21 protein-coding genes are annotated in these 23,428 nt (G+C 50.9%); 18 read left to right on the top strand and 3 right to left on the bottom strand.

Translation table 11 applies throughout. The annotated features are described in order from the left end of the window. Nucleotides 1-695 precede the first annotated feature (695 nt). From H6750_19660 to H6750_19635, 6 genes are all read left to right on the top strand, one after another. A complete protein-coding gene (locus tag H6750_19660; GenBank protein ID MCB9776528.1) occupies nt 696-1,469 on the top strand; it encodes a hypothetical protein in 774 nt (257 codons plus the stop codon). Between the two features lie 20 nt (nt 1,470-1,489). Beyond that, the gene (locus tag H6750_19655) at nt 1,490-3,001 is read left to right on the top strand and encodes a TIR domain-containing protein (protein MCB9776527.1); all 1,512 of its coding nucleotides are present in this window, start codon (nt 1,490-1,492) and stop codon (nt 2,999-3,001) included. A gap of 346 nt (nt 3,002-3,347) precedes the next feature. Then, a complete protein-coding gene (locus H6750_19650; GenBank protein ID MCB9776526.1) occupies nt 3,348-3,851 on the top strand; it encodes a trypsin-like peptidase domain-containing protein in 504 nt (167 codons plus the stop codon). After that, nucleotides 3,838-4,746, top strand: coding sequence for a formylglycine-generating enzyme family protein (locus H6750_19645; protein ID MCB9776525.1), 909 nt, complete (start codon nt 3,838-3,840; stop codon nt 4,744-4,746). The genes H6750_19650 and H6750_19645 overlap by 14 nt, the downstream gene beginning before the upstream one ends. Nucleotides 4,747-4,990: 244 nt before the next feature. Continuing rightward, nucleotides 4,991-6,304, top strand: coding sequence for a trypsin-like peptidase domain-containing protein (locus tag H6750_19640; GenBank protein MCB9776524.1), 1,314 nt, complete (start codon nt 4,991-4,993; stop codon nt 6,302-6,304). A 155-nt stretch (nt 6,305-6,459) separates the two neighbouring features. Further along, nucleotides 6,460-7,446 carry an NAD-dependent epimerase/dehydratase family protein gene (locus H6750_19635; protein ID MCB9776523.1) on the top strand — a complete coding sequence of 329 codons (987 nt, stop codon included), beginning with the start codon at nt 6,460-6,462 and terminating at the stop codon, nt 7,444-7,446. Between the two features lie 662 nt (nt 7,447-8,108). Here the strand turns inward: H6750_19635 and H6750_19630 are convergent. After that, the gene (locus H6750_19630; protein MCB9776522.1) at nt 8,109-8,363 is read right to left on the bottom strand and encodes a hypothetical protein; all 255 of its coding nucleotides are present in this window, start codon (nt 8,361-8,363) and stop codon (nt 8,109-8,111) included. A gap of 289 nt (nt 8,364-8,652) precedes the next feature. Between H6750_19630 and H6750_19625 the strand changes: the two genes are divergently transcribed. Next, nucleotides 8,653-9,213, top strand: a complete 561-nt coding sequence (locus H6750_19625; GenBank protein ID MCB9776521.1) for a DUF502 domain-containing protein — start codon at nt 8,653-8,655, stop codon at nt 9,211-9,213. Between the two features lie 292 nt (nt 9,214-9,505). Here H6750_19625 and H6750_19620 read toward each other — a convergent pair whose 3' ends face one another. Beyond that, nucleotides 9,506-9,727 (bottom strand): hypothetical protein, encoded by a 222-nt coding sequence (locus H6750_19620; GenBank protein MCB9776520.1) that lies wholly within the window; start codon nt 9,725-9,727, stop codon nt 9,506-9,508. A 264-nt stretch (nt 9,728-9,991) separates the two neighbouring features. After that, nucleotides 9,992-10,429 (bottom strand): NirD/YgiW/YdeI family stress tolerance protein, encoded by a 438-nt coding sequence (locus H6750_19615; GenBank protein ID MCB9776519.1) that lies wholly within the window; start codon nt 10,427-10,429, stop codon nt 9,992-9,994. A gap of 305 nt (nt 10,430-10,734) precedes the next feature. Between H6750_19615 and H6750_19610 the strand changes: the two genes are divergently transcribed. The 11 genes from H6750_19610 to H6750_19560 all read left to right on the top strand — a co-directional run. Further along, the gene (locus tag H6750_19610) at nt 10,735-11,520 is read left to right on the top strand and encodes a hypothetical protein (GenBank protein ID MCB9776518.1); all 786 of its coding nucleotides are present in this window, start codon (nt 10,735-10,737) and stop codon (nt 11,518-11,520) included. A gap of 150 nt (nt 11,521-11,670) precedes the next feature. After that, nucleotides 11,671-11,811, top strand: a complete 141-nt coding sequence (locus H6750_19605) for a hypothetical protein (protein MCB9776517.1) — start codon at nt 11,671-11,673, stop codon at nt 11,809-11,811. A 156-nt stretch (nt 11,812-11,967) separates the two neighbouring features. After that, nucleotides 11,968-12,309: a PepSY domain-containing protein gene (locus H6750_19600; GenBank protein MCB9776516.1), complete on the top strand. Its 342-nt coding sequence runs from the start codon at nt 11,968-11,970 to the stop codon at nt 12,307-12,309. Nucleotides 12,310-12,337: 28 nt separating this feature from the next. Beyond that, nucleotides 12,338-13,009 carry a response regulator transcription factor gene (locus H6750_19595; protein ID MCB9776515.1) on the top strand — a complete coding sequence of 224 codons (672 nt, stop codon included), beginning with the start codon at nt 12,338-12,340 and terminating at the stop codon, nt 13,007-13,009. Beyond that, nucleotides 12,999-14,348 carry a sensor histidine kinase gene (locus tag H6750_19590; GenBank protein ID MCB9776514.1) on the top strand — a complete coding sequence of 450 codons (1,350 nt, stop codon included), beginning with the start codon at nt 12,999-13,001 and terminating at the stop codon, nt 14,346-14,348. Before H6750_19595 ends, H6750_19590 begins: the two co-directional genes overlap by 11 nt. 149 nt (nt 14,349-14,497) lie before the next feature. Next, nucleotides 14,498-15,004: a hypothetical protein gene (locus tag H6750_19585; protein ID MCB9776513.1), complete on the top strand. Its 507-nt coding sequence runs from the start codon at nt 14,498-14,500 to the stop codon at nt 15,002-15,004. A 594-nt stretch (nt 15,005-15,598) separates the two neighbouring features. Next, nucleotides 15,599-16,249: a TetR/AcrR family transcriptional regulator gene (locus tag H6750_19580; GenBank protein ID MCB9776512.1), complete on the top strand. Its 651-nt coding sequence runs from the start codon at nt 15,599-15,601 to the stop codon at nt 16,247-16,249. A gap of 4 nt (nt 16,250-16,253) precedes the next feature. Then, entirely contained in the window at nt 16,254-17,360 is a 1,107-nt protein-coding gene (locus H6750_19575) for an efflux RND transporter periplasmic adaptor subunit (protein MCB9776511.1), read from the top strand. Then, nucleotides 17,357-20,608, top strand: coding sequence for an efflux RND transporter permease subunit (locus tag H6750_19570; protein ID MCB9776510.1), 3,252 nt, complete (start codon nt 17,357-17,359; stop codon nt 20,606-20,608). The genes H6750_19575 and H6750_19570 overlap by 4 nt, the downstream gene beginning before the upstream one ends. Nucleotides 20,609-20,630: 22 nt before the next feature. Next, nucleotides 20,631-21,974, top strand: coding sequence for a TolC family protein (locus H6750_19565; GenBank protein MCB9776509.1), 1,344 nt, complete (start codon nt 20,631-20,633; stop codon nt 21,972-21,974). 30 nt (nt 21,975-22,004) lie between these two features. Continuing rightward, on the top strand, nt 22,005-23,428 hold a 1,424-nt coding region (locus tag H6750_19560; GenBank protein ID MCB9776508.1), incomplete at its 3' end, for a peptide chain release factor 3.

Raw genomic sequence — 23,428 nt, 5'->3', positions numbered from 1 at the left:
TTTTCAGATAAAAGTCGATTCCTTCAGGTGTCCCCTTGGGAAATTGTCCAAAGCACCGGCGATTCTTCTCAACACCATGCGATCCTTCGACTTATAGCTCCCGATCAAACGGACCTGGTTGATCCGGCCGGTCCGTTTGTTCTTGTCTGGTGTGTGAAGGGCCTTTGGGTTCACCACGGATTATGGGGAACTTGAGATCTGGTCACAGTGTTCACAGGTGTCCCGGCTTGCAAGCCCTGGAGCCCGTGCTTGCCCAAATCAGCCTGACTGATACCGTTTTAATTGAACGCCCGCTTGAGAAGAATAGGCTTCGTGTCCATGTGCAATCCGCTTTCTGGAATCCTGTCGAATTAAACAAAAAGTCGGTTACATTTTGAAAAATGCAAACCAGGGATCGGATCAATGGCCTGCTTAATCTACCCATGCCCGGCATTCGCAGGAGAGCACGCCTTCCGCATGCGTTGGCATGTTGAGCTGAGGTGGAGCAGCTGGCCCAGGGGAAATTTGTTTAAGCTGAAAATATGTTGAATAGCATTCGTGATCTTTCGTCCAACTTCTTTTTCCGCTCCGATGCAGGTATTCCGCTAGATTCATTGTTTCGTCCGCGGTAGACTCCTCCTTATCTTCATGGGGGTTGTTCAATTGAACGCACTTTACGGAAGAGGTTCCCTGCAAAACGCGGAGGAGTCGCAGGCATGAAAAAAGGGTTTTTAGGATCATTTCTGATTCTGGTTTTTATCGCTGCGGTCCCATCGTTACCCTGGGCCCAACTGGATATTCAATATCAATCCCGGAGTCAGGATCATTTAGGTAATTGGAAGGAAGGCGTCAAACCGAAACCGGTCTCGGGATTGAATATCGAATTGATTTCAGTTTTGGCCGATTACCGGGAACCGGTTTCCTCTGACAATTTTCCGAATGCGGTGAAGCTTCAATTTTATTTAGACAATGAGCATGCGGTGTATCTGACCGTTCGCGAACTGGATTATCGCACCTACTATTGGTTGGATAAGGTGGAACCTGCCCGGGTCTGGGAAAAGGGGTTTCAGAATGTCTTTGCCTGGCCGACGGATCCTGTTTTGCAACACCTGACTCCTAAACTTGACCTCTATGAATTGGGGGCACTGGTTCGCCTGGATGCGGAGTCGACGAGCAGCATAGAGCGAGTGGCCCCTGCGGTGCTCTATCACAAGGATGCGCCATCGAAAATTGAAGGGTATTTCTTTACTTTAAAAACGGGAGAAGATGCGAGACTTCTGGCCTCCATGACACACAAGGCTTCCGGCAAGGAAGTTGAGAGACAACTCTTCCGGAGAAAACGTGCCGGTCTTCCCTTTACGATTCATTGGGACGCCAAAGATGCAGAGCCAGGCTCCTACAAACTCGACATCAGCGGATTTGCTCTTTCCTCCAATCAACCCATTTCCAAAGAGATTCATTTCTACCATCAGCCAATTGTGAACCCGTAATGGGAGGCTCCCCATCAGCCATGAAGGACGTGTTCATCAGTTACGCCAGCGAGGATCGACCCTTGGCCCAACAATTGGCTGTATCCTTGGAGCAATCCGGGGTATCGGTTTGGTGGGACCGCCGGATTCAAGTGGGAAGCGAGTGGGATAAAACGATTGAAGACGCGTTGGCCTCCGCGAAATGCGTCGTCGTGTTATGGACCGCTCACGCTAAAGATTCCCGGTGGGTGCGGGCAGAGGCGCGGGAAGCCCTGAATACTAAAAAGGTCGTACCGGTCATGCTGGAGGCCAATGCCATCCCATTGGCGTTTACCGGTATTCAGGCCTTGTGCTTTCTTGGGTGGGAAGGCACGGCCGGATCCAAGGAATTTGAAATTCTCCTCTCTGTCATCCGTGCCAAATTAGAGGGGAAGCCTATGGAGCTGCCTGAGGCCTCTTCAACCAAACCTTCGCTTCTCGGAAAACTGGCCGCTCTTGTGGGGGGCAAGGCCGGGGTGGGAGGGGTTATTGCCATCCTGCTGATCGGCAGTTCTTTTGTGCGAGTCGATCCGGATATTTCGGTGCATGTGGAAACCACCCGGATGGAATTTCGCGTGGCGCCGGGCGTGGGTGATAAACGACTGACAGATACGATGGCCTTTGAGACCCTGACCGTTGAAAATATCGGGAAACTCGCTATCAGTCCAGACCGGCTGTTGGTTGCGGATCCGGCTGACTATGATTTGGAGTCGGATAGTTATCCGCCGAAAGCCTGGTTCGATATCCTCGTCAATGGGCGAACCGTGCAATTTGATGTGGGCAGCTCTGGTATGGCCTCGGAAATCACCATTGAACCCACGGATCATGAGGAGGCCGTTGCGGGGCAACTCGATAGTATCGTGCTGACCGATGAGACATTCGTCACGATGCAGGTTTCTAATGATAATGCGGTCACCTTGGCATTCCGAAAGAAAAAGGGGCCACAGCGAGTGGTGGCGTCCCGCATACATGCCGTTCAATTTATTCAAATCGGATTACAAGCGCCGCCCGAACTTTCCATTCCTTTTCCCCAGGATCAGGAGCTGACCTATCACATTATTTTTGAGAAAAAGCCGGGAACGATGGAACTATTTGGGCAGGATGAGGTGCTGGTCCTGGTGATGAAAGAAAAGGACATCACAAGCAAGAAACCGATTTCCAGTTCGGTCCTGCCGATACAATCCATAGACTTTTCCTGGCAGGATCCCGGGACCGGTGAACGCAAACCGCCAGAGGGATTTGCAGGAACGGTGGAATATGTGAGTCCCCAAGGCATGCCCTCGGTGCCGATGGAACCCAATGCGTTTCTGACCTTGGACCATCTGGCCCATTTTGAAATCACTTCAATCAGCATTGACCCGATCAGCCATAAATTGGTGGTGGACTTGAAGGGCAAAGCCGGCTATGTCAAAACAGGCACCCCTGACAACCCACAGAATCTTCGGCCGACCCTCTTCGATCACATCCGGTACAGTCCCTTGTTCGAACCCGTCAGGAAGTTGATGGGGTTGTAGGGGATGAAGGGCGTTACTGACAAGGCCTTATCAAACGAAGAGAACGTGTCACCGACACGTCGCTACAAGAACGGAAAGAATCGGTTTGCTGTCTTAATGTAGAGACGTCCCGGTGGGACGTCTATGTTGGATTGGTGTTTGACGTGGGACAAAGACGACATTCCACCGGAACGTCGCTAAAATGAGGGGAATCTATGTGGTGGTCTGTGATCATGGGAAAACTCATCTCCCTTAGTTTCGATTCAGAGGAATGATACATATTTGGTCCCTAGTGAAAATTCATGCTGGCATGGTTCTTTTGGTATTTTTCTCTTGGGTGGGGATGATTCTGTGGAGTCAATCTGTGATGGCCCAAGATCTGGATTCGCTCAAAGCCGGCGTGGTGAAGATTACTGCCAAAAATCCCAATCGGATCGGGACGGGCGTGATTGTCGGAATAAAGGGGAATACAACCTATATTGCCACGGCATCACATGTGATTGAGGGAGATCCTTCACCTCAGGTGTTCTTTTATCAAGATGCGCACCCGCATTTCGCGACCGTCAAAGGAATGGAAGGAGGTCATCGCAAAGGGTTAGCCGCCTTGGTGGTCGAAGGTGACCTTCCTTCAGGAATTCAACCAATTACGTTTGATGCTGAAACCCAGTTCGCAGGTGGAGAAAAAGCCACGGTGATTGGGTTTCCACGAATGGTGCCGATTCCTTGGGCGGTGGCAGAAGGGACGATCACCGGTTTAGTGGGACCGGATTTGATCTTTACGGGCCCGGTGGAAGAGGGGAATTCTGGAGCCCCCCTTACTGTTTGGTGGACGAGTCATCGGTCTGATCACGGATATTGTGGGTTCTTATAAATATGCCAAACCCTCGGTCATTGCCCAGTACGAACTCAAAAATTGGCAATTAGTGTTTACAGAAAAGGTGAGACAAGTGCCTGCGGGTATGGCGTTGATTCCCGAAGGCACCTTTCAAATGGGGTCACCAGATGGGGAGGGCGAAAAGGATGAACATCCGCAGCATCACGTCTCCGTGAAGGCCTTTTACCTGGATATGCATGAAGTGACGAATCGACAATTTCAACAATTTGTACAGACCAGCAACTATAGGACGATGGCAGAGCAAGAAGGCAAGGCATGGGTATATTCCTCCCAAGAAGAATGGAAGGAGATTGCAGGGGCCAGTTGGCAGAAACCGGAAGGGGAGCAATCAGTCTTTGCCTCGGGACGAGAGTTACATCCGGTGGTGTCCATTTCATGGGAGGATGCCAAGGCCTATTGCGTGGGAGTGGGTAAACGTCTTCCGACAGAAGCCGAGTGGGAATATGCCGCGCGTGCGGGAACCACTACTTCTTATTGGTGGGGTGATGAGCTTCCCCGGTCTTCCAATCAGGTGGCAAATCTTGCGGACAAATCAGCCAAAGAAGAATTTGGAATAAACTGGGCCATCGACACCTATGTTGATGGATTTGCCCACACGGCACCTGTCGGGTCGTTTCAGGCGAATCCCTGGGGGCTCTACGATATGGCCGGGAATGTATGGGAATGGGTCGTAGACTGGTATGCCGAAGATTATTATCAAGCCAGTCCCAAGAAGAATCCTCAGGGCCCTTCGAGCGGGGAGTTCAAGGTCCTGCGGGGCGGTTCCTGGAACCAAAATCCGAGGAACCTCCGCTCAGCCTACCGGGGCAGATCCGATCCGGCGGGACGAAGTGCGTACCTCGGAGTTCGTTGTGCCCAAGATACCCCCTAACTCTTTACCCTCTAACCTTTTGCCCTTTCCCTCTTCTCTAAATTTCCTCTCCTTTATCAGAAACTGTGGCGCCATGTGTGAACCTGTAAACCCATGCGCGGAAAAGTTATTCAGTGGGCGGGGGCGGACCTTATACCAGGATTACGAGTTTTGATATCCTCAGGTTTTGAATGTGGTATTGGATTCTCATGAGAGATGTGCCAAGATTGCGGTAAATTTCAACATTACAATGTAGGTTTAACCGATGGCTCTCATCCGTTTTCTAATCTGCTTTCTTGTTTTTCTGGTGTTTCCGACTGCACCGGCGTGGGCCGATGTGGATATCGACATGCTGAAAAAGGGCGTGGTCAAGGTTACGGCTGAATTCGGAAACCGGCAAAAGGTTGGAACCGGTTTTGTCGCCGGACAGGGTAAAAAGCATGTGTTTATTGTGACTGCCTCACATGTCATTGAGGGAGAGGCCGAAGTCCCTCAGTCGATCACCGTCACTTTTTATTCTCATCAAGAAGAACCATTGGTCGCTGAAGTGATCAATAAAGAAGGCGGGGATCCCAGAGGGTTGGCCCTGTTGAAAGTGGGTGGAGATCTTCCCGATGACGTGCAGATTTTAGAGTGGGATACCCAGAGTCAATTGCACGGGGGCGAAGAAGTGCGGGTGATCGGGTTTCCCCAGATTGGAGGCAATCCCTGGGCGGTGACCCGGGGGACCCTGTCTGGATTTGACGGTCCTATTCTTAAATTTTCCGGTGCGGTTGAAGAAGGGAACTCCGGAGGACCCTTGCTCTACCGGGGGAAAGTCATCGGTGTCATCGTGGAAATTATCCGGCAGTTTGGGAATGCCAAGCCTTCTCAAATTGCGCAGTTTACGGTTGATAATTGGCCGGGGTTCAGCCGTCAAGTCAGGATCGAACCCCAAAATATTTCACCGGGGAACACCCCCGATACGGGTGATTCCGCTGGAAAAAGGTTGGCCGCGCTGGTCGTCACCACCGTTCCCAGGGATGCGGAGGTATTTGTCGACGATGAACTTGTCGGAAACACCACACAGGGAGCAGTTGTCGTGAGTCAACTACTTCCCGATGAATACGAGGTGGCGGTCAAAAAGAAAGGCTATCGACCTTGGTCTAAGACAGTCGAACTTCTTCCCGGCGAACGCCGGGAGTTGAACGCGACCCTCCAGGAAGGCACCGTGGTTGATGTGACGGGTATTTGGAAAAATCCCAATGAACCGACCGTGTCCTATGTCCTGCAACAAATTGGAGATCGGGTGGTCATGAGAGAAGTGACCACCAGTGTGTTGGGAACCATGGTCACCGCGGAGGGAGAAGGGCAATTGCAAGGCAATCAATTATCTATTTTTTATCGGACCGTGTTGGGAACAATGGGCCAATCTGCAACCACGATGTCCGATGATGGGAAAACCTTAACCGGAACCTTTCAGGACTTTTCCAATATGATTCCTATGACTCTCTCGTTGGTTCGAACGGCAGATTCTCCCGCCTCCTTTGGTTTACCAGGCAATGATGCGTGGAACGCCATTCAGGGTTTTGGACAGTAAGGACTGTTCGTTTTCCTGTATTTCTTTTCGACAATCTCTTTTCTACAGTCGTGCAAGTATGCGTATGCGTTGGATCCCAACTCTACGACGAATGGAAGGTGTTTCGTTTTGCTTGAAAGAGGATTATTTTCAGGATTGCTCGATTGGGGTTTCAGATGAAATCGTTGGTCATCGGTGGAACCGGGCAACTTGGAGCGAATTTGGTTCGGGCGCTACTTGAGCGTGGAGACCAGGTTCGTGTGTTGCATCGATCTACCAGCAACACCTTCACGATTGATGGACTGAATATTGAGCGTGTCGAGGGCGATCTCAACGATGGTGAGTCCTTGCGTCTGGGCTGTGAGGGCAGGGATGTGGTCTATCACACCGCCGGGTATTATCCGTCCGAGACGATTCCGGTTGAGGTGGCCAAAGGGCAGGCTCTGAAAGAAACCGCACTGGTGTTAGAGGCCGTCCGTGCGGCCAGGGTGGACCGGCTCGTTTTCGCCAGTACGCTCACGACTGTAGGATTTCCCAAAACTGTCGGTTATCCAGCCAATGAAAGCTGCCAATTTTCAACCCGATATACAAACAATCCGTATCTCATGGCCAAGGCCGCTATGGAAGAGAAGATTCTGCAATCGGTTCACCAGGGCATTCCCGCAGTGGTAGTGATTCCGACTGAGTTTTTCGGTCCCTACGATCAGCACCCCACAAGCGGCACTCATATTCTCATGATCGCGAAAGGGCGGATGCCGGTGTATGTCCCCGGCCGGGTGAATGTTATTGATGTGCGGGATGTGGCTGCGGCCATGATCCGGGCGGCAGAGCGCGGTCGTGTCGGGGAACGCTATCTGGTGGGAAATTGGAATACGACACAAAAGGACTTGAACGAACTCATTGCGCAGGAGGTTGGAGTGCCGCCTCCTTTTTTTTCGGTTCCATTGGCTCTCGCCCGGTGGGGAGCCAAGGTCGGGGAGTGGGTTTCACGTTCTTTCTTACGCCGGCCCCCCTTTGTGCCTGCCTTTTTTTTCGAAGTGATAGCGCACATGCAGCATTACGATTGCTCAAAAGCTCAGCGCGAGTTGGATTATCCGCGGAGTGCTCCCCAAGGGGCGATTGAGGATGCGGTTACCTGGTTTCGGAAAAATGGGTACCTCTAGGTGGTAAAAATTTTAATTTGATGATTAGATCTTGGATGGGCCAATTGTGATTGCAGTGCCCTTCAAGCCGTCTGTCATCCTGATCCAATGACAAAGGGGCTGTGCCCGGGTTGAAGGACCACGGCTATTCGAGACCATTCGGTTTCCTCAGGGTGACCACTCCATAACGGCTTGTTCTATTCGTTGCTTGGTCAGCATGCATAATGCACCGTCCGATAAATGCAGGGGAGTGTTGAATAATAAAGATGTTCAAGGGCAAATTTGCCCAGGATTAGATCACTCAACAAAGGCTCCGGGTCGGTTCAAAAAAGTCCGTTCAGCAAGGCCGCAGCCGCTTTTGCGCGCGGAGCGTACGCTTAGTACGTGAGCACGGAAAAATGGCGAGAACGCCGCTGGCGGCTTTTTTCAACAGACCCATGCAGTGCAGGTTCTTCCATCTGTTGTGAGTGAGTGGAATATTCCGATGCGTCACCTCTCCTCTCGACCCCGTTTTCCTTTTACGGTGGAGAGTCGACGTGCAGAAGCGAAATTTGAGCTGCCTGTGAGGAGATCGTGCCGGAAGAGTCTTGGAGGGTCGAACGGGAAGAGAAATTGAGAATGCCGCTGCCCGCCGGCGCAGGAGAATCTTCAGTATCTGGAGTCAACGCATCGGGCAGTCTCGTTCACGCAGTACCACCTGATTCTTCCTCAGCCTTATTCAAGACTTGTGAAAAACGACCTCCTACAAGTGTGGTGACTTTTCCCATCACTTCGGTCAGCTCTTTCCACTCTTCGGGTTTCAACTCTTCTTTGAGATTCGGATGGAGTCCCCATTTCGCGCTGACCTGCTTTCCATCCCGTTGAATCACGACATAGAGAATTTCTGTTTCCTGGGAATTGGTTGCTGCTGGTGTCGCTCCCGAACTGCTTTGTGCCATGCCTGCTCTCCCTGTTAAGAATGTGTTGGACCGATTGTACTGCATTGCCTTGTCTCCTGTAACCACCCACAATCCTTCATATTGACCATCGCTCGGCGTTTGTGTGACTTTTGGCGTGGGATACATTCTTGCATTCGGAGACGGTCTGTCTATTCCTGATTTTTGCAGGAAAAATGGGAAGTTTCGAAATGTCTGTGTCCGGTGAGCTGGGCATGCGGGTATTCACTTTTTTTTATGGGGGTAGTCTGATATGGAATTACAACGACCCAAATTTTGGGACAATATTAATATGAACGATCTGGCCAGGAATTTTTTTGAAGGGCTCTTAATCCTGGTGCCGGTCGTGACGACGTTGTATGTGGCGTGGTTGGTGCTCCAGACCATTGATGGCTGGCTGAATATTCCCATCCCGGGTGTGGGATTTCTGGTCACGGTTGGGTTAATCACCTTGACCGGCCGATATGCGTCCACCGTGTTTGTGCAAAAAATGTTGGATGTGTTGGAACGGGTGTTGGTGAAAGCCCCTTTCGTCAAAATTCTCTATACCTCGCTCAAGGATCTGATTGCGGCGTTTATGGGGGAAAAGCGTCGGTTTGATCAGCCGGTCCTGGTGTCTCTGGTTCCCGGTGGTTATGCCGAAGCGGTAGGCTTTGTGACTCGAACGGATTTGGAATTTCTCGGCCTGCTCAACCATGTGGCCGTCTATTTCCCGCAATCCTATAATTTTGCGGGAAATATTCTGATCTTTCCCAAAGAACAAGTTCATCCATTGGAGGCAGAAAGTGCGGATGTCATGGCATTTATTGTGTCAGGGGGCGTCTCCGGAGGGCAAAACGGGGAGGGAGTTTAGTATGAAAGGAAATGATCGCAAAAGATGTTAGAGGTCCATGAATGAATGTGGCATTCGGTCCAGCCATTAAAAAAGACCAAATTCCCTACACGTAGACTTAAGATTTTTCGAAACACCTTCTACCTCAAGTAGGCCCGTGAAATTATTCATTTCACCCAACTTCTTGAACAAAAGGTGCAAAACCTCCAAAGCTGGCCAATTGCGAACGAGGGGAAGCGAGCCTCCTTGTCGTCTCATCTGCATACGGCGTCTTTCAGCAACGTTCAGCCACTCATTCTTCCTGCGAACGATCTCAGCAGGATTTTTCCAGGAATTTCCACGTAATGATGATTCTGGTTTTTGGTGTGGCCTTCAATTCTACCCATGTGCCGTCCGGATCACGGGCCCCAACCACATACCAAGAGTCCTTATACAGAATGCTAAAAACTTGAAAATGCTGTTGTTGCAGCCAGGTAAATATTTGTCCGGGCGTATACCAGCCATGGGATCTGTCGGGAATGCACCAATTGTTCATAGGTCCTCCTTGGTTGAGCGCATCGAATAAGATCTTCTGATGGTTCATACGGCCATACCCTCCTGATGTTCATTTGCAATGTCTCAAAAATTAATTACGACCTGCTCGGTGAATCGGCTCATTTCCCATGGCATGTCGAAACCCGTTGCCGAAAATGCAGGAGGGTCAACATTCCGGCGATACTGTTGCTCACACCCTCCATCAATTGATGGAGGATGTGAAGTCTTGAAAGACAGTTCCTCCTCAATACGGTTGGAACAGATTTTAGCTCCGGCCTGAAGTCTGCCCACCGTCAATCGGGTCGGTCTGATCGGAATCATGTCGTTGCAACTGATTAGAGCCCTGACTGGATGCGGCCATTACCTCAACCCGTTCCACATCAATTTCCTTTGTTAACCAATCCCGTTCCACTTCTCCCGAAATTCTGACAATTGTATTGGGATTGACGGGTACGTTGCGCCAATCTTCATGATCGATCTCGACAATGATGGTTCCGGTGGAATCCTGGAAGAGATATCGTTCTTCTCCCAGTTGCCGAAGAATGGTTCCGGTCAGTGAGACCCGGGAATCATCAACGGCCTCTTGAGCGGCAGACACGGTCGTGACGCCGGTGTGTCTTGGATCCTCGAATTGCGCCCAAAGGGTGAGGGTACTGAAAAAGAACAATCCGACAGCCATGAAAAGAATGTGTCTACTCATGATGTTTCTCCTTGTTTAAAAGTTAAAGTGTAACCCACTGATAACTTGTTGTGGCCAATCGCCCAACGAATCCTCCCAACACCAACCCATCACACATGATTGGTCTGGTGATCTCCCCGCATATTTTCCAAACCTCCTTTCTTTGTGTCTCAAGCTTGTCAGGATTCTTTTTGAATTGTACCCCTAGCATCCTGAAGCCACGCTGAAAATGCATTTCAGCATGGCTTAAATGTTGGATCGTTAGGATGCGATTTCAGATAGGGGCAGGGTAATGAATGTAAGGAGAAAGGACGGAGAGAAAATCAGGCATGAAAAGATCAAAAATTTCAGCCTGGTTTCTTCTTGTCATGACTATTTCGAATATGAGCTACGCATCTGAAGGTGGAACATTTAGCGCCTCTCCTGGTCTCCTCGAACCGATGGTCTTTGATTTGGTCTTACCAATGAGATCACATAAACATGATTACGAGTTCAATACCTTGTTTCAATATAATTTCAAGGATGATGCATTTAGAGCCAATCCTGAATTTGAGTATGCGTTTGCAGATGGCTATGGAATTGAGTTTGAATTGCCGACGCAAGATGGTGTCGTTAAAGGCTATAAACTGGGATTGCAAGGTACATTTCATTTTCTCCAAAATGGCAGCTTTATACATGGGTGGCAATACATCGGAGAATACCATCGGCATCGTGTACAGTTTGATGATGCTGGTGGAGAGTTTGAACATGACCCTGGAGAGTTTGGAGATGGCGGAGAGTTCGAAAATGACCTGCTCTATCTCTTTGGATATCGGATGAATACCTATTGGAGTATGCTGAATATGATGGGGGTGCGACTGACGGACCTCGGCTCTGACGGGCATCTTGAGGGATTGGTGAATAGTAACTTTACGTATTCATTCTCCAAAACATTTCATATGGGAATAGAGATGAATTGGGAATCTCGACCAAAGCGCCCTGATTTACTGTTAGTGATGCCCCAACTGCATGTTCGTCTAGTCAAACATGCAAAAATACAATTCGGATTCGGGATGGAACGGACAGAACATCAGCACTTTCCAGTTGCGGCAGCTCGGGTAATTTTTGGATTCTGATCCTTCGTCGATTCACTTTTAGAATGGGCCGTGTGACGAAACTTTCTTGAAATGCCGCGAGGCATATCAGGGCGCATGAGGAGTGGGGGCTGAATGGGAAAGTTTGAAAGGCCTTGAATGGAGGGAGTAGGCTTCCTATCGGTGGAGGAAATGAAATTCGAGTTATGGATGGTCGGGATCTCGGGCTTCAGCCCTTCCGCTATTCGTCTTCAAGGATATACCCGCATGTGGTCTCATGCCGACCAATTGCCCCGCCTACCGGCTATTGTCAATGGCCTATCGATCCCATGAGCGTGCCTACGGTGAAGATACGAGAGACGGTCCTGTGTATATCCTGATTTTGGGCGTAACAGAATTTTAAGCTTGGCGTAAGGTTGGTCATGATAAGATTCTGTTCCTGAGAGATTTTCTCCGGATGTCCGAAAAGGGAAAAGGAGGTGGGAGAAAATGAACGTTGATCGACTGAAAATTCCCAGGAACGAGAAAGTGTTTTTGCCGTGGATTTTCGGGGTGATTCTGTTCGGATTTATTTCGCCGGCGTATCCGGATGACGACATTCCCGGGTATCAACAATTAAAGGCCGAAGTGGTTCCTGTTGAACAATTGTTTCAAAAAGTACAGAAGGAGTTTGAGGGGATCATTATTGAGCTGGAATTAGAAGAGGAGGATCTGCGCTGGATCTATGAGGTCAAGCTTCTGACCCCTCAGGGCAATGTGCTGAAAATCGATTACGATGCCAGATCAATGGCGGTCCTCAAGGTCAAAGGGCAGCGAGACCACTCACCATGAAAAGGATCGTTTGTCTCCCGTTTATGCCATGAGAGTGCTCGTTGTTGAAGATAACCCCCAGGTGGCCAGGCAGATAGCTCAGGCTTTGCAGCGAGGAGCGTATGTCGTGGATGTGGCCCGGGATGGTGAGGAAGGGGAGTTTTTCGGACAGACGGAATCCTACGATGCCGTGATTCTTGATCTGGGTCTTCCGAAATGTGAAGGTTTGACCGTGTTGCAACGTTGGCGACAAGCGGGACGCACAATGCCTATTCTTATTTTAACCGCCAGGGATACCTGGCGGGAAAAGGTGTTGGGTTTACGGGCGGGCGCGGATGATTATCTGACCAAACCCTTTGAGGTTGAAGAAGTCGTGGCCCGGATAGAAGCGCTCATTCGCCGAGCCGCGGGCCATGCCACCGCAGTCCTGACTTGGGGGTCAGTCTCCCTCGACACGAGTAGCCAGCGGGTAACCATCTACGATCAACCCGTGGAGTTGACTGCCCTGGAATTTCGTACCTTATCGTATTTTCTCCATCATCCTCGAGCCATCATATCTAAAACGGAGCTCACGGAACATATCTACAATCAGGACTTTGATCTGGATTCCAATGTAATTGAAGTCTTAATCAATCGATTAAGAAAGAAGCTGGGGGCCTCTCTTATCAGTACTCACAGGGGTAAGGGATACCAACTCACAGAGCTTGTACATGAAACGTAACACGCTTGCCCTGCGCCTGCTGATTCTATCGAGTGTCTGGGTGGTGGTGACACTTGTGGTGGTCGGTGTCCTGCTCATCCTTCTTTTTCGGTCCCATGTGGAACGCCGATTTGATGATTTCTTGTTTGATCAACTCAAGGGCAATATTGCGGCCAGCGAAATTTCCGCCGGGTCCGGGGGGTTAGAGATGACATGGAATCCTTCCAATCTTCGATTTCACCGGCCCTTATCCGGTTGGTATTGGGAGATCCTCGAAAATGGGAAATTGGTCGCCCGCTCCCGTTCTCTGTGGCAGCATACCCTTGATGTCGTCGATCCGGGCATTGGTACCGGTTTGCAACATCAGATCTTCAGGGGGCCCGCCGGTATGCCGTTACGCGGCCTCGTTGAAAATGTCACTTTGCCCGATTCACAAGCCTCCTTTACCTTTGTGGTGGCAGGTCCCGTTTCCAATATTGATCAGGATGTCATGGAATTTTCTAAAATGTTGTTGATCACCTTGACCGCATTGGGGGTTGGATTGGTGAGTGCCGTATTCTTTCAGATTCGGATCGGGTTGCGCCCGCTTTCCCGTTTACAACAGGCCTTGGCTGAAACCCGATTGGGAAAAACGGCCAGGCTGCCGGAAAGTTTTCCAGGGGAAGTGCAACCGGTTGTTTCGGAATTGAATGCGCTCCTGGATCATAATGCGGCTCTCCTGGAGCGAGCTCGAACCCAAACCGCGAATTTGGCGCATGCGCTGAAGAATCCTTTAACGGTCCTGACGAATGAGGCTCGTGCCATGGAAGGAGAGCAGGGGAGTCTGATGGGCGAACAACTGAAGAATATGACGCACTCGGTGCATCGGTATCTCTCAAGGGCCAGAACGGCGGGCGCGAATCGATTTACGGGTATCCGAATCCCTGTCGGGACCATAGCCGAAGATCTGCGGTTTTCGATGGATCATCTTTACAAGGGCAAAGCTCTCAATATTCATTTGATAGGACTGGAAGAGATCTCTTTTTATGGCGATGCTCAGGATTTGGAGGAAATGTTAGGCAATATCATAGACAATGCCTGCAAATGGGCCAAGCAAGAAGTTCAGATTCGTGGAGAGCGGGACGGGGACAAATGGCGGGTAATTGTGGAAGATGATGGTCCTGGTATCCCCGAGGGGCAGGAAGCTGTCGTCATTCAACGGGGGCGCAGACTTGATGAAACTATACCGGGAAGCGGGTTGGGGTTAGATATCGTTTTTGATATCGCCATGTTGTATGGGGGCTCCTTGCACTTGGAGCGATCCCCCTTAGGGGGCGTGCGCGCCAATCTGGAATTGCCCGCGGTAGAGGAGCAGGCGTAATCCACCATCCCCCAACTCCGGGTTGAGGGAACGGGTAAGTGGGGATTGGGCAGATACTCATCACCGCATGTATGTCTTGGATCAAAGCGTATTTTGAGAGTTACGCGACTGGCAGAAATTATTTATGACAGAAAGATGGGAGATTGAGCATGAACATGATGACCCGGGAGATTCAAGTTGTAAAAGTTGGGCTGGGCCTGGTGCTGTTGGGCCTGCTATTTGGTGTGGGAATGGGAATTCTCTTCGGTCTCAATGAAGATATGTATAAGAATTATATTCAACAGGGTATCGAAGCGAATCCGGCAGTTCATGATGCCAAAAGTGCGGATAAGATTTGGCGATATGCCCAACGTGCGCACTTCCATGCAACGGGCATTGCCGCTTTTTCTCTGGGGTTGATCATACTCACCATGTTGTCCGGAATGAAGTCACGATTCAAAAAAGTCTCTGCAATGTTTCTGGGCCTCAGCAGTTTGTATCCACTGTCTTGGCTGACCATGTTTCTTCTGGCCCCCTCCATCGGGCGTGGTCCGGCTCATGAACATTTTCTCACGGAAATATTCGTGTATACGGGTGTGGGCGGCTTATTAATAGGCGGTGCTCTTCTTTGCGGGAATCTGCTTTTAGGATCCTTTCGCGAAGAGACTTCGTTGTAGACCTTGTTCCTGGATATATTGAACTTCGCCCCAAACCAACCGGATTGAATGGATGCCAGCACAAGCCATCTAGACTGAGAAAGAATAAGCATTTTTCCTCTCACTGATAAAAACGGATGGGCATTTCTCTTCCGCTTCTTCAAATGAGTATCTTGTTAAACGGCTTCCCGAGAATGTAAGGAAGCCGGTCTCCCTTTCTCATCTTTTCTTTGTGGGGCTCCAAGCAAAATTTCCCCACACGTCTGAAGAGATCGTGTGATCTTCGTTGCCGTGTCCAAATAGTATTCTCGCCTTTTTTTCTTTTAAACCAACATGAAATCATGGAAGGCGTGCAAGGACAGCAGTTGAGGATAACGTTGTACATGCTTTTCCCTCTGCTAATTGTTCGGATAGGGCATGTGACACTTTTACCTAAGCAATTAAAAGCCGGGGCACTGGGTCAAGAATTAGGGTTCAGGGTAAATTTTGCCCATCACTGAAGGAAGAATGGGACCGATAAAGAATTGAATCAGAGGTTCATGTTGTGGAATGGATATTCATCTTTTAGAATTAGAATTCAAAGCCGATTAGAACGATTTCAGTAAAAGGCAATATATGAAAGCGACTCCTAATCCTCGGGCGGAAAGAAAACAGCGGGAATATGAAGCCCGGCGCGAAGAAATTTTGCTGGCTGCGGAGCGCAAGTTCTCCCAGAACGGGTTTTTTAAAACCAGCATGGCTGAAATCGCCGAGGCCGCCCAATTTGCCATGGGGACGGTGTACCGGTTTTTTAAAAGCAAAGAAGACATCTATATCTCTCTGGTGGAAGCCAAGGTTGAGGAATTACTCCGTCTTTTGGAAGAGGCGACCCACAGCCGTCTCCCGGCCCAGGAGAAATTACGCGCGGTGATTCAGGTGAAGTTAGCTTTCGCTGATCAAAACCGTGCGTTCTTCCGTATTTATGTCTCTGAGTGGAGCGGGTTTGAATGGACGGTGAAAAGCGCGTTTGGCGAGCGGGTGTGGAAACGGTATTTGGCGCAGATTGATCTTGTTGCGAATCTCATTAAGGAGGGCATCAAGACGGGAGAATTCCGCAAAGTGAATCCCAAAGATACCTCCTTGGCGTTTCATGGCATGTTAAACTCCACCATCTATCTTTGGATTCTCCAGTCAGGCCCCAAAGAATCGCTTGTGGACAAAGGCAAGTGGTTAGGGTCGTTGTTGCTTGACGGCCTCGGGACTTCAACCCTAAAAAGGTCAACGTAAACGTATGACATATCTGTCTAAAAGCTCTATCTGGCTGGTGTTTGCCATGATCCTGGCTGTGCAGGGATTGCAGGGGTGCAGCGAACAGGAGGCGGCCCAGCCGCCAACGGGACGTCCACCCTCTCCGGTCAAGGTTGTAACCGTTTCGAGCAAGAAGGTTCAGCGATCCGTCTCATTGGTGGGAACAGCTGAACCCCGCAAGCGGAGCCTCGTGGCGAGCGAAGTGGCGGGGCTGGTCAAAGCCTTTCCCGGTAAGGAGGGGCAGTTTGTCAAAGAAGGCCAACTGCTTGCCAGTCTTCGAACGGACACCCTGGACATTCGCCTTGACTCGGCCGTCGCTTCGCATCGTGAGGCCAAGGCCCGCTATGAACAGGCGCAGAAGGATTTGGACCGAATCAAAGTGTTGTTTGCCAAAGAACTGGTGACTCAAAAAGAAATGGATGATGCGGTCGTTGAAGAAAGCGCTCTGGAAAAGCGGCTGATTCAATTAGAAGCGGAAATTCGACTGGTACGTGATCAAGTCACCAAATCAAGGATCGTGGCACCTTTTCCCGGCTGGATCACGAAAGAATATACGGAAATCGGCCAATGGGTCGAGGAGGGTGGGCCAGTGGTGGAATTGGTAGATCTGGCAAAGGTCGAGGTGCAAGTGCCGCTTCCGGAAGAATACGTGCGGGATGTCAGAGTCGGGGATCCGGTGATGGCGGAGTTCGATGCCCTGCCTGGAGTTGAGGTCGAAGGAACAGTCTTTTCAGTCATTGCGCAAGCAGATCGGTCGGCACGGACATTTCCGGTCAAAGTCGTGTTGGCCAATCAGGATTTACGCATTAAAAGCGGAATGGTTGCACGGGTGAAGTTAGCGGTGGGCGCTCCTTACCAGGCGGTCGTGATCCCCAAGGATGCGCTGGTGCTCAAAGGGGGAAAGGAATTCGCCTTTATTGTGGCCAATAACACGGTCACCCAGGTAGCGGTGATCCCCGTAGCCCATTTTGAGGACGTGGTAGAAGTACAGGGAGCGATTGAAGAAGGTATGCAGATCGTCGTGGAAGGGAATGAGCGCCTCCTGCCCGGGCAGTCGGTCAGGATTTTAGAGGAGCCGGTAAAAGCATGAATCTGGTTCATTCCGCCATCCGTTATCCGGTCAGCACAGCAGTGGGTGTGCTCTTAGTGGTGTTGTTCGGCATTGTGGCGTTGCTGAAGCTCCCGGTTCAATTGGCACCTGATGTGGAGAAGCATGAAGTTACCGTGGATACCGTTTGGCCCGGGGGAAGCCCGCATGAAGTCGAACGTGAAATCATCGATGAGCAGGAAGAGCAACTCAAAGGCGTCGAAGGACTGGAAAAAATGTTCAGTGAAAGTTCCTACGGTCAGGGAAAAGTCATTCTTCGATTTCCCACAGGAACGAATACGGATACCGCCTTACTCCAGGTTTCCAACCGGTTGAATCAGGTCAAGGAGTACCCGCTTGAGGCGGATGAACCCGTCATAAGCAGCGCGGATACCCGTGGGGCCGCCATGGCCTGGTTTATTTTAGACACACTGGAAGGGAATCCTGTCAACATCGAAACCATGCGGGATTTTGCAGAGGATATCATCAAAGCCCGTTTCGAACGGGTCCAGGGTGTCGCAGCTTCGAATGTTTATGGTGGTCGGGAGCGGGAGCTTCGGGTGACGGTCGATCCGGCTAAATTAGCGTCCAGAGCGTTAACCATTATGGATCTGGCTCGAGCGTTAGATCAGGAGAATAGGGATTACAGTGCCGGAGATTTCGATGAGGGTAAACGGTCGTATGTCGTACGCACGGTGGGGGAATATCTCAATCCCCAGGATGTGGAAAATGTCATCATCGCCAGGCGTGATGGGGCATCGGTGTATGTGCGGGATGTGGCGACCGCCCATATTGATTACAAGGATCCGACCGTGGTGGTGCGACAAAAAGGCCATCCAGCCATCGCAATCAACGCCATACGGCAGACCGGGGCCAATGTCTTGGACGCCATGGATGGTCTGCGCGAGGCCGCCATTGAGCTCAATGAAGAAATTTTGAATGCGCGGGGGTTTCAGTTATTTCAGGTCTATGATGAAACCACGTACATAAACCGATCCCTGACTCTTGTCCAGCAAAATTTGATCGTCGGGAGTATATTGGCGATCTCCATTTTGTATTTATTCCTCCGTACGGGCAGTAGCACCCTGGTCGTCGGTTTGGCCATTCCGATCAGCATGATGGGAACGTTTATTATGCTGTGGGCGTTGGGCCGGAATTTCAATGTCATCAGTTTAGCGGGAATGACGTTTGCTGCCGGGATGTTGGTGGATAACTCCATTGTGGTGTTGGAAAATATTTATCGTCATCGTGAATTGGGCAAATCGTTATTTCAAGCGGCATACGATGGCACTGTGGAGGTGTGGGGTGCGGTGCTGGCCAGTACCCTCACGACTATTGCCGTATTTGTTCCCATTGTGTTCATGGAAGAACAATCCGGTCAATTGTTTCGGGATATCGCTATTGCGATTAGTGCGGGAGTGGGTTTGAGTCTTGTGGTTTCGATGACGGTGATACCATCCTTGTCTGCACGGGTGTTAACCACGGTGAAAAAGTCCAAAAGGGAGCAGGCACCGGGTACGAGGACTGTCGCGGGATTCGCGGAGAGTGGTTCGACGGCGGGACGGCATTCCTGGTTGGATCGTATCAAAGAGGCCTTGGGTTCTATGGTGTATGGTTTGAGTGGCAGTGTCTTCTGGCGAAGTGTGACGATTCTGGGATTCACTTCTCTTGCGATACTGGGAAGCTGGGCTTTGTTACCGAAGGCGGAGTATCTTCCTCAGGGAAACCGGAATCTTGTCATTGGCATTCTGCTGCCTCCTCCGGGGTATAACACTCACGAATTTGTCAAAATGGGACAGCCGATTGAATCGACCCTAAGCCCCTATTGGGATGCAAAGCCCGGTTCCCCGGAGGAGGCCGCTTTGGATGGCCCCAGTATTGCCAATTTTTTCTATGTGGCACGGGGGCGATCCGTCTTTATGGGCGGTCGAGTAAATGATCCGAGCCGCGTGAAAGAATTGATCCCCCTGTTTCGTCGAGCGACGGCGGACCTTCCGGGTGTGATTGGGATCATCACACAACGCGGCCTGTTCGAGCGTGGCTTGGGCGAGGGTCGAAATATCGATATTGAGATCACCGGGCCGGAGTTGGACACGCTTGTTCAGTTAGGTGTTCAGGTGTTTGGTCAGGTGAAAGGGGTGCTCCCCGAGGCACAGGTCAGACCCATTCCCAGTTTGGATTTGGGCAGTCCGGAAGTCCGGGTGACCGTCAAGCGGGATCGTGCGGCGGATGTGCAAATGACGAATCAGGAGCTCGGATTTACCATTGATGCCCTGGTCGATGGGGCAAAGGCCAGTGATTATCAATTTGAGGGAGATGAGATTGATCTTACGATTCGTGGTGTCGATAAATATGCCAACCAGACCCAGTCGCTCAATTCCATTCCGATTTATACCAAAGGCGGTCAATTGACGACGGTTGGCAATATTGCCGATGTCACATTAGTCGCGGGCCCGGAACAAATTAATCATATCGAACGGGAACGATCCATTGTAATTCAGGTGATCCCGCCGGTTGAGATGGCGCTGGAAGAGGCGATGGATGTGATTCGAACGCAAATCCTCGGGCCATTGAAAGAAAGCGGGGCGTTAGGACGCTTGTATAATGTGCGCCTGTCGGGGACGGCCGATGATCTTACCGAAACCTATGATGCGTTAAAATGGAATTTTCTGCTGGCCTTTACCATTACCTACCTCCTGATGGCCGCGTTGTTTGAAAGTTTTCTCTATCCTCTAGTCATTATTTTTACGGTGCCGTTTGCCGCAGCCGGTGGATTCCTGGGGCTTTCTCTGGTCAATAATTTTATCGCCTATCAACCATTGGATGTGCTGACCATGTTAGGCTTTGTCATTCTCATCGGCGTGGTGGTCAATAATGCCATTCTGGTGGTGCACCAGGCTTTAAATTTCATGAGGGGACCGGAAGAGGGGGATTCGTTTGGAGAAGAGTCGGGACAAGGATTGCCTCTTCGGGAAGCCATTCGTGAATCCGTTAAAATCCGTGTCCGGCCGATTATGATGACGACACTCACGACGCTCTTTGGGCTCTTTCCGCTTGTGGTCTCATCCGGAGCGGGCTCCGAGCTGTATCGAGGTATCGGAAGTGTGGTGCTGGGCGGCCTCATGGTCTCCACAGTGTTCACTCTTATTGTTATTCCCGCATTGTTTACCCTGGTCGTTGATACGCAACGCAAGTGGTCAGAAAGCAGAAATCCTCAATTGGCTGAACAGCCATCGGGCGGCGCATTGTAACCTGGAGGCGAGGGGACAAGATATGATGGGAGGTCGGTTTTGGAAGGCGGTTGGGCTTTGCGTGGCGTGTCTTGCGGTGTTTGGAGGAAACGGTGCCGTCACCTGGGCGGCTTCCCCGGAACCTGCAACGGGCCGGGACCTTCCCGAGTTGCGATTGAGTTTGCGAGAGGCGATGGATGCGGCTGTCGATCAAAATCCAACGGTCCGTTTGTTTAATGAACGTATTACACAGGCGCAGGACGTTGCGAATACACAACTCGGTGAATTGTTGCCCAATCTTTCAGGGACGGCAGGCGCAGCCCGACGGCGATTCTTTACGGGGTCGTTTGGTTCCAATGCCACCGTCGTGGGCCCCAGGGATTTTTACGAAATGCGGGCTTTTCTCACCCAGAATGTGTTCAGCTTAAGTCTCATTCAAAAATGGCGGGCTGCCAAAGCGGGAGTGGATGTGGCAGGGTTGGATGCGGAAGTCACCAAACGGGATACCATGGCGACCGCAGGTCTGATTTATTTGGAAACACTTCGGGCGAAGGCGGCGGTGGATGCGCGGACCGCGGATGTGGCGTTGAACAAGGAATTACTGCGCTTGGCGGCGGAACGAAAATCCGCCGGAATGGCGACCAGTCTGGATGTGACACGGGCGAAGGTTCAATTGGAAAACGCCAGACAGCGATTATTAGTGGCGGAAAATGATCGGGATCGTGCCAAACTCAATTTGATTCGGGCCATGGGATTGTCGTTCGATGTGCGGCTGGTGCTCACGGATGAAATGAAGTTGGTGAATGTCTCTGAACAATCCATAGGCGAGGCCTTGCAGGTGGCGAAAGAAAACCGGACCGAACTGAAGGCACAGCAGAATCGGGAGCGCCTGGCCTCCTTGACATTAAGTTCCGTGACGAATGAACGGGTTCCCTCCATACGGGCCTTGGGCGATGTGGGGATGATTGGCAATCAAATCCCCAATGCGTTGACCACCGACAATGTCCAGGTGTTGATGCAGGTGCCGATTTTTGATGGCGGAATGCGGGAAGCCAGAATTTCAGAGAGTCGCAGTAAAGTCAGACAGGAAGCCATTAGAACGCAGGATGTGCAATATCAAGTAGGATTGGAAGTTCGCGATGCGTTGATCACGTTAAGCTCAGCAAAACAGCAGGTCGCGGTTGCGGAAGAAGGCCTGAAACTCTCCCTAACTGAATTGGAACTCTCGCGTGAGCGGTTCGCAGTTGGTGTCGCCACCAATATCGAAGTCACGGATGCGCAAACCCGTGTGGCGCAAGCCAGGGATAATTTGATAGAAGGTCTCTTCACCTTTAATGCTTCGCGGCTGAGTCTGGCCCGGGCGCAGGGGCAGTTGGAAAAAATGTAGTGGAAAGGGCGATTTCGCCCAAAAGGTAGTATGACCACACTTCAACTCAAACAAGAAATTCGTACCGAGGCGAACAAGCGTCGGACCTTTGCCATCATCAGCCATCCGGACGCCGGTAAAACCACGTTGACCGAAAAGCTCCTGCTTTACTCAGGGCTGGTCCGCACCGCCGGTATGGTCGGGGGGCGAAAAAACCGGAAAATGGCCACCTCGGATTGGATGGAAATGGAGCAGGAGCGCGGCATCTCCATTACCGCCTCGGCGATGCAATTTCCTTATAAACAGGCTGTGATCAATGTATTGGATACGCCTGGCCATCAGGATTTTTGCGAGGATACCTACCGGACACTCACCGCGGCCGATAGCGCGATCATGGTGATTGACGCGGCGAAGGGTGTTGAAACGCAAACACGCAAACTGTTTGAGGTCTGCCGTCTTCGGCGGATTCCTGTGTTGACTTTCATCAATAAGATGGATTTGCCGGGACGGGCTCCGCTGGATCTTATGTCGGAAGTGGAAGAGGTATTGGGGATTCATGCCAGTCCCATCAATTGGCCCATCGGGTCCGGACAGGACTTTCTTGGTGTGGTGAATCGGCAAACCCGAAAGGTGTTGCTCTATACCAAAACGGCTGCAGGAGGGGCGGCGAAACCGGACCTCATGGAACTCTCATTGGACGATCCCTCGGTGAAAGACCGTATGGCGGGGTATATCTGGGATGGATTGATGCATGATTTGGAATTACTGGATATCGCCGGAAACCCCTTCTCGAAGGATGATTTTCAAAATGGAAAAGTCACGCCCGTCTTCTTCGGATCTGCCATGACCAATTTTGGTGTGGAAGCATTCTTCGATGCGTTTGTGGACCTGGCGCCTTCCGCTCACGGTCGCTTAGCCGATGCCCCGGATGGCCGTGAATTGATGATCGATCCGGTGGATACACCATTCAGCGCGTATGTCTTTAAACTCCAGGCCAATATGAATCCGCGCCATCGCGACAGCACGGCCTTTTTACGCGTCTGCTCAGGGAGATTCGAGCGGGATGTGGTGGTCAAACATCATCGGACCAACACGGATGTGCGGCTTTCACGGCCCCACAGTATGGTGGCGAAGGAACGCAATACGGTCGATGTGGCCTATCCCGGCGATGTCATTGGGATAATCAATCCCGGGATTTTTCAAATCGGTGACACCATTTCAGTGGCGGACGGGTTTAATTATAAACCGCTTCCACAATTTCAACCGGAAGTCTTTGCCCGCGTGCGGCCGACCGATACGGGAATGCGCAAATCGTTCGACAAGGGAATCGAGCAACTCGCCAGGGAAGGGACCATTCAAATCCTTCGAAGTCTGGACGGGCTGGAATTTTTTGTGGCCGCTGTCGGCAAACTTCAGTTTGATGTGCTGGAATTCCGCTTGCAAAGCGAATACCGCGTCAAAGTGGTGGTGGATGT

This window comes from Nitrospiraceae bacterium (assembly GCA_020632595.1).
Lineage (GTDB): Bacteria > Nitrospirota > Nitrospiria > Nitrospirales > UBA8639 > Nitrospira_E.
This window is presented reverse-complemented; position numbering and strand designations above follow the sequence as displayed.

Excerpts from the sequence above, each read along its gene's own strand:
- H6750_19660 (MCB9776528.1), top strand. The coding sequence starts at position 696 with ATGAAAAAAGGGTTTTTAGGATCATTTCTGATTCTGGTTTTTATCGCT.
- H6750_19655 (MCB9776527.1), top strand. The coding sequence starts at position 1,490 with ATGAAGGACGTGTTCATCAGTTACGCCAGCGAGGATCGACCCTTGGCC.
- H6750_19650 (MCB9776526.1), top strand. The coding sequence starts at position 3,348 with ATGGCCCAAGATCTGGATTCGCTCAAAGCCGGCGTGGTGAAGATTACT.
- H6750_19640 (MCB9776524.1), top strand. The coding sequence starts at position 4,991 with ATGGCTCTCATCCGTTTTCTAATCTGCTTTCTTGTTTTTCTGGTGTTT.
- H6750_19635 (MCB9776523.1), top strand. The coding sequence starts at position 6,460 with ATGAAATCGTTGGTCATCGGTGGAACCGGGCAACTTGGAGCGAATTTG.
- H6750_19630 (MCB9776522.1), bottom strand. The coding sequence starts at position 8,363 with ATGGCACAAAGCAGTTCGGGAGCGACACCAGCAGCAACCAATTCCCAG.
- H6750_19625 (MCB9776521.1), top strand. The coding sequence starts at position 8,653 with ATGAACGATCTGGCCAGGAATTTTTTTGAAGGGCTCTTAATCCTGGTG.
- H6750_19620 (MCB9776520.1), bottom strand. The coding sequence starts at position 9,727 with ATGAACAATTGGTGCATTCCCGACAGATCCCATGGCTGGTATACGCCC.
- H6750_19610 (MCB9776518.1), top strand. The coding sequence starts at position 10,735 with ATGAAAAGATCAAAAATTTCAGCCTGGTTTCTTCTTGTCATGACTATT.
- H6750_19605 (MCB9776517.1), top strand. The coding sequence starts at position 11,671 with ATGAAATTCGAGTTATGGATGGTCGGGATCTCGGGCTTCAGCCCTTCC.
- H6750_19600 (MCB9776516.1), top strand. The coding sequence starts at position 11,968 with ATGAACGTTGATCGACTGAAAATTCCCAGGAACGAGAAAGTGTTTTTG.
- H6750_19595 (MCB9776515.1), top strand. The coding sequence starts at position 12,338 with ATGAGAGTGCTCGTTGTTGAAGATAACCCCCAGGTGGCCAGGCAGATA.
- H6750_19590 (MCB9776514.1), top strand. The coding sequence starts at position 12,999 with ATGAAACGTAACACGCTTGCCCTGCGCCTGCTGATTCTATCGAGTGTC.
- H6750_19585 (MCB9776513.1), top strand. The coding sequence starts at position 14,498 with ATGAACATGATGACCCGGGAGATTCAAGTTGTAAAAGTTGGGCTGGGC.
- H6750_19580 (MCB9776512.1), top strand. The coding sequence starts at position 15,599 with ATGAAAGCGACTCCTAATCCTCGGGCGGAAAGAAAACAGCGGGAATAT.
- H6750_19575 (MCB9776511.1), top strand. The coding sequence starts at position 16,254 with ATGACATATCTGTCTAAAAGCTCTATCTGGCTGGTGTTTGCCATGATC.
- H6750_19570 (MCB9776510.1), top strand. The coding sequence starts at position 17,357 with ATGAATCTGGTTCATTCCGCCATCCGTTATCCGGTCAGCACAGCAGTG.
- H6750_19565 (MCB9776509.1), top strand. The coding sequence starts at position 20,631 with ATGATGGGAGGTCGGTTTTGGAAGGCGGTTGGGCTTTGCGTGGCGTGT.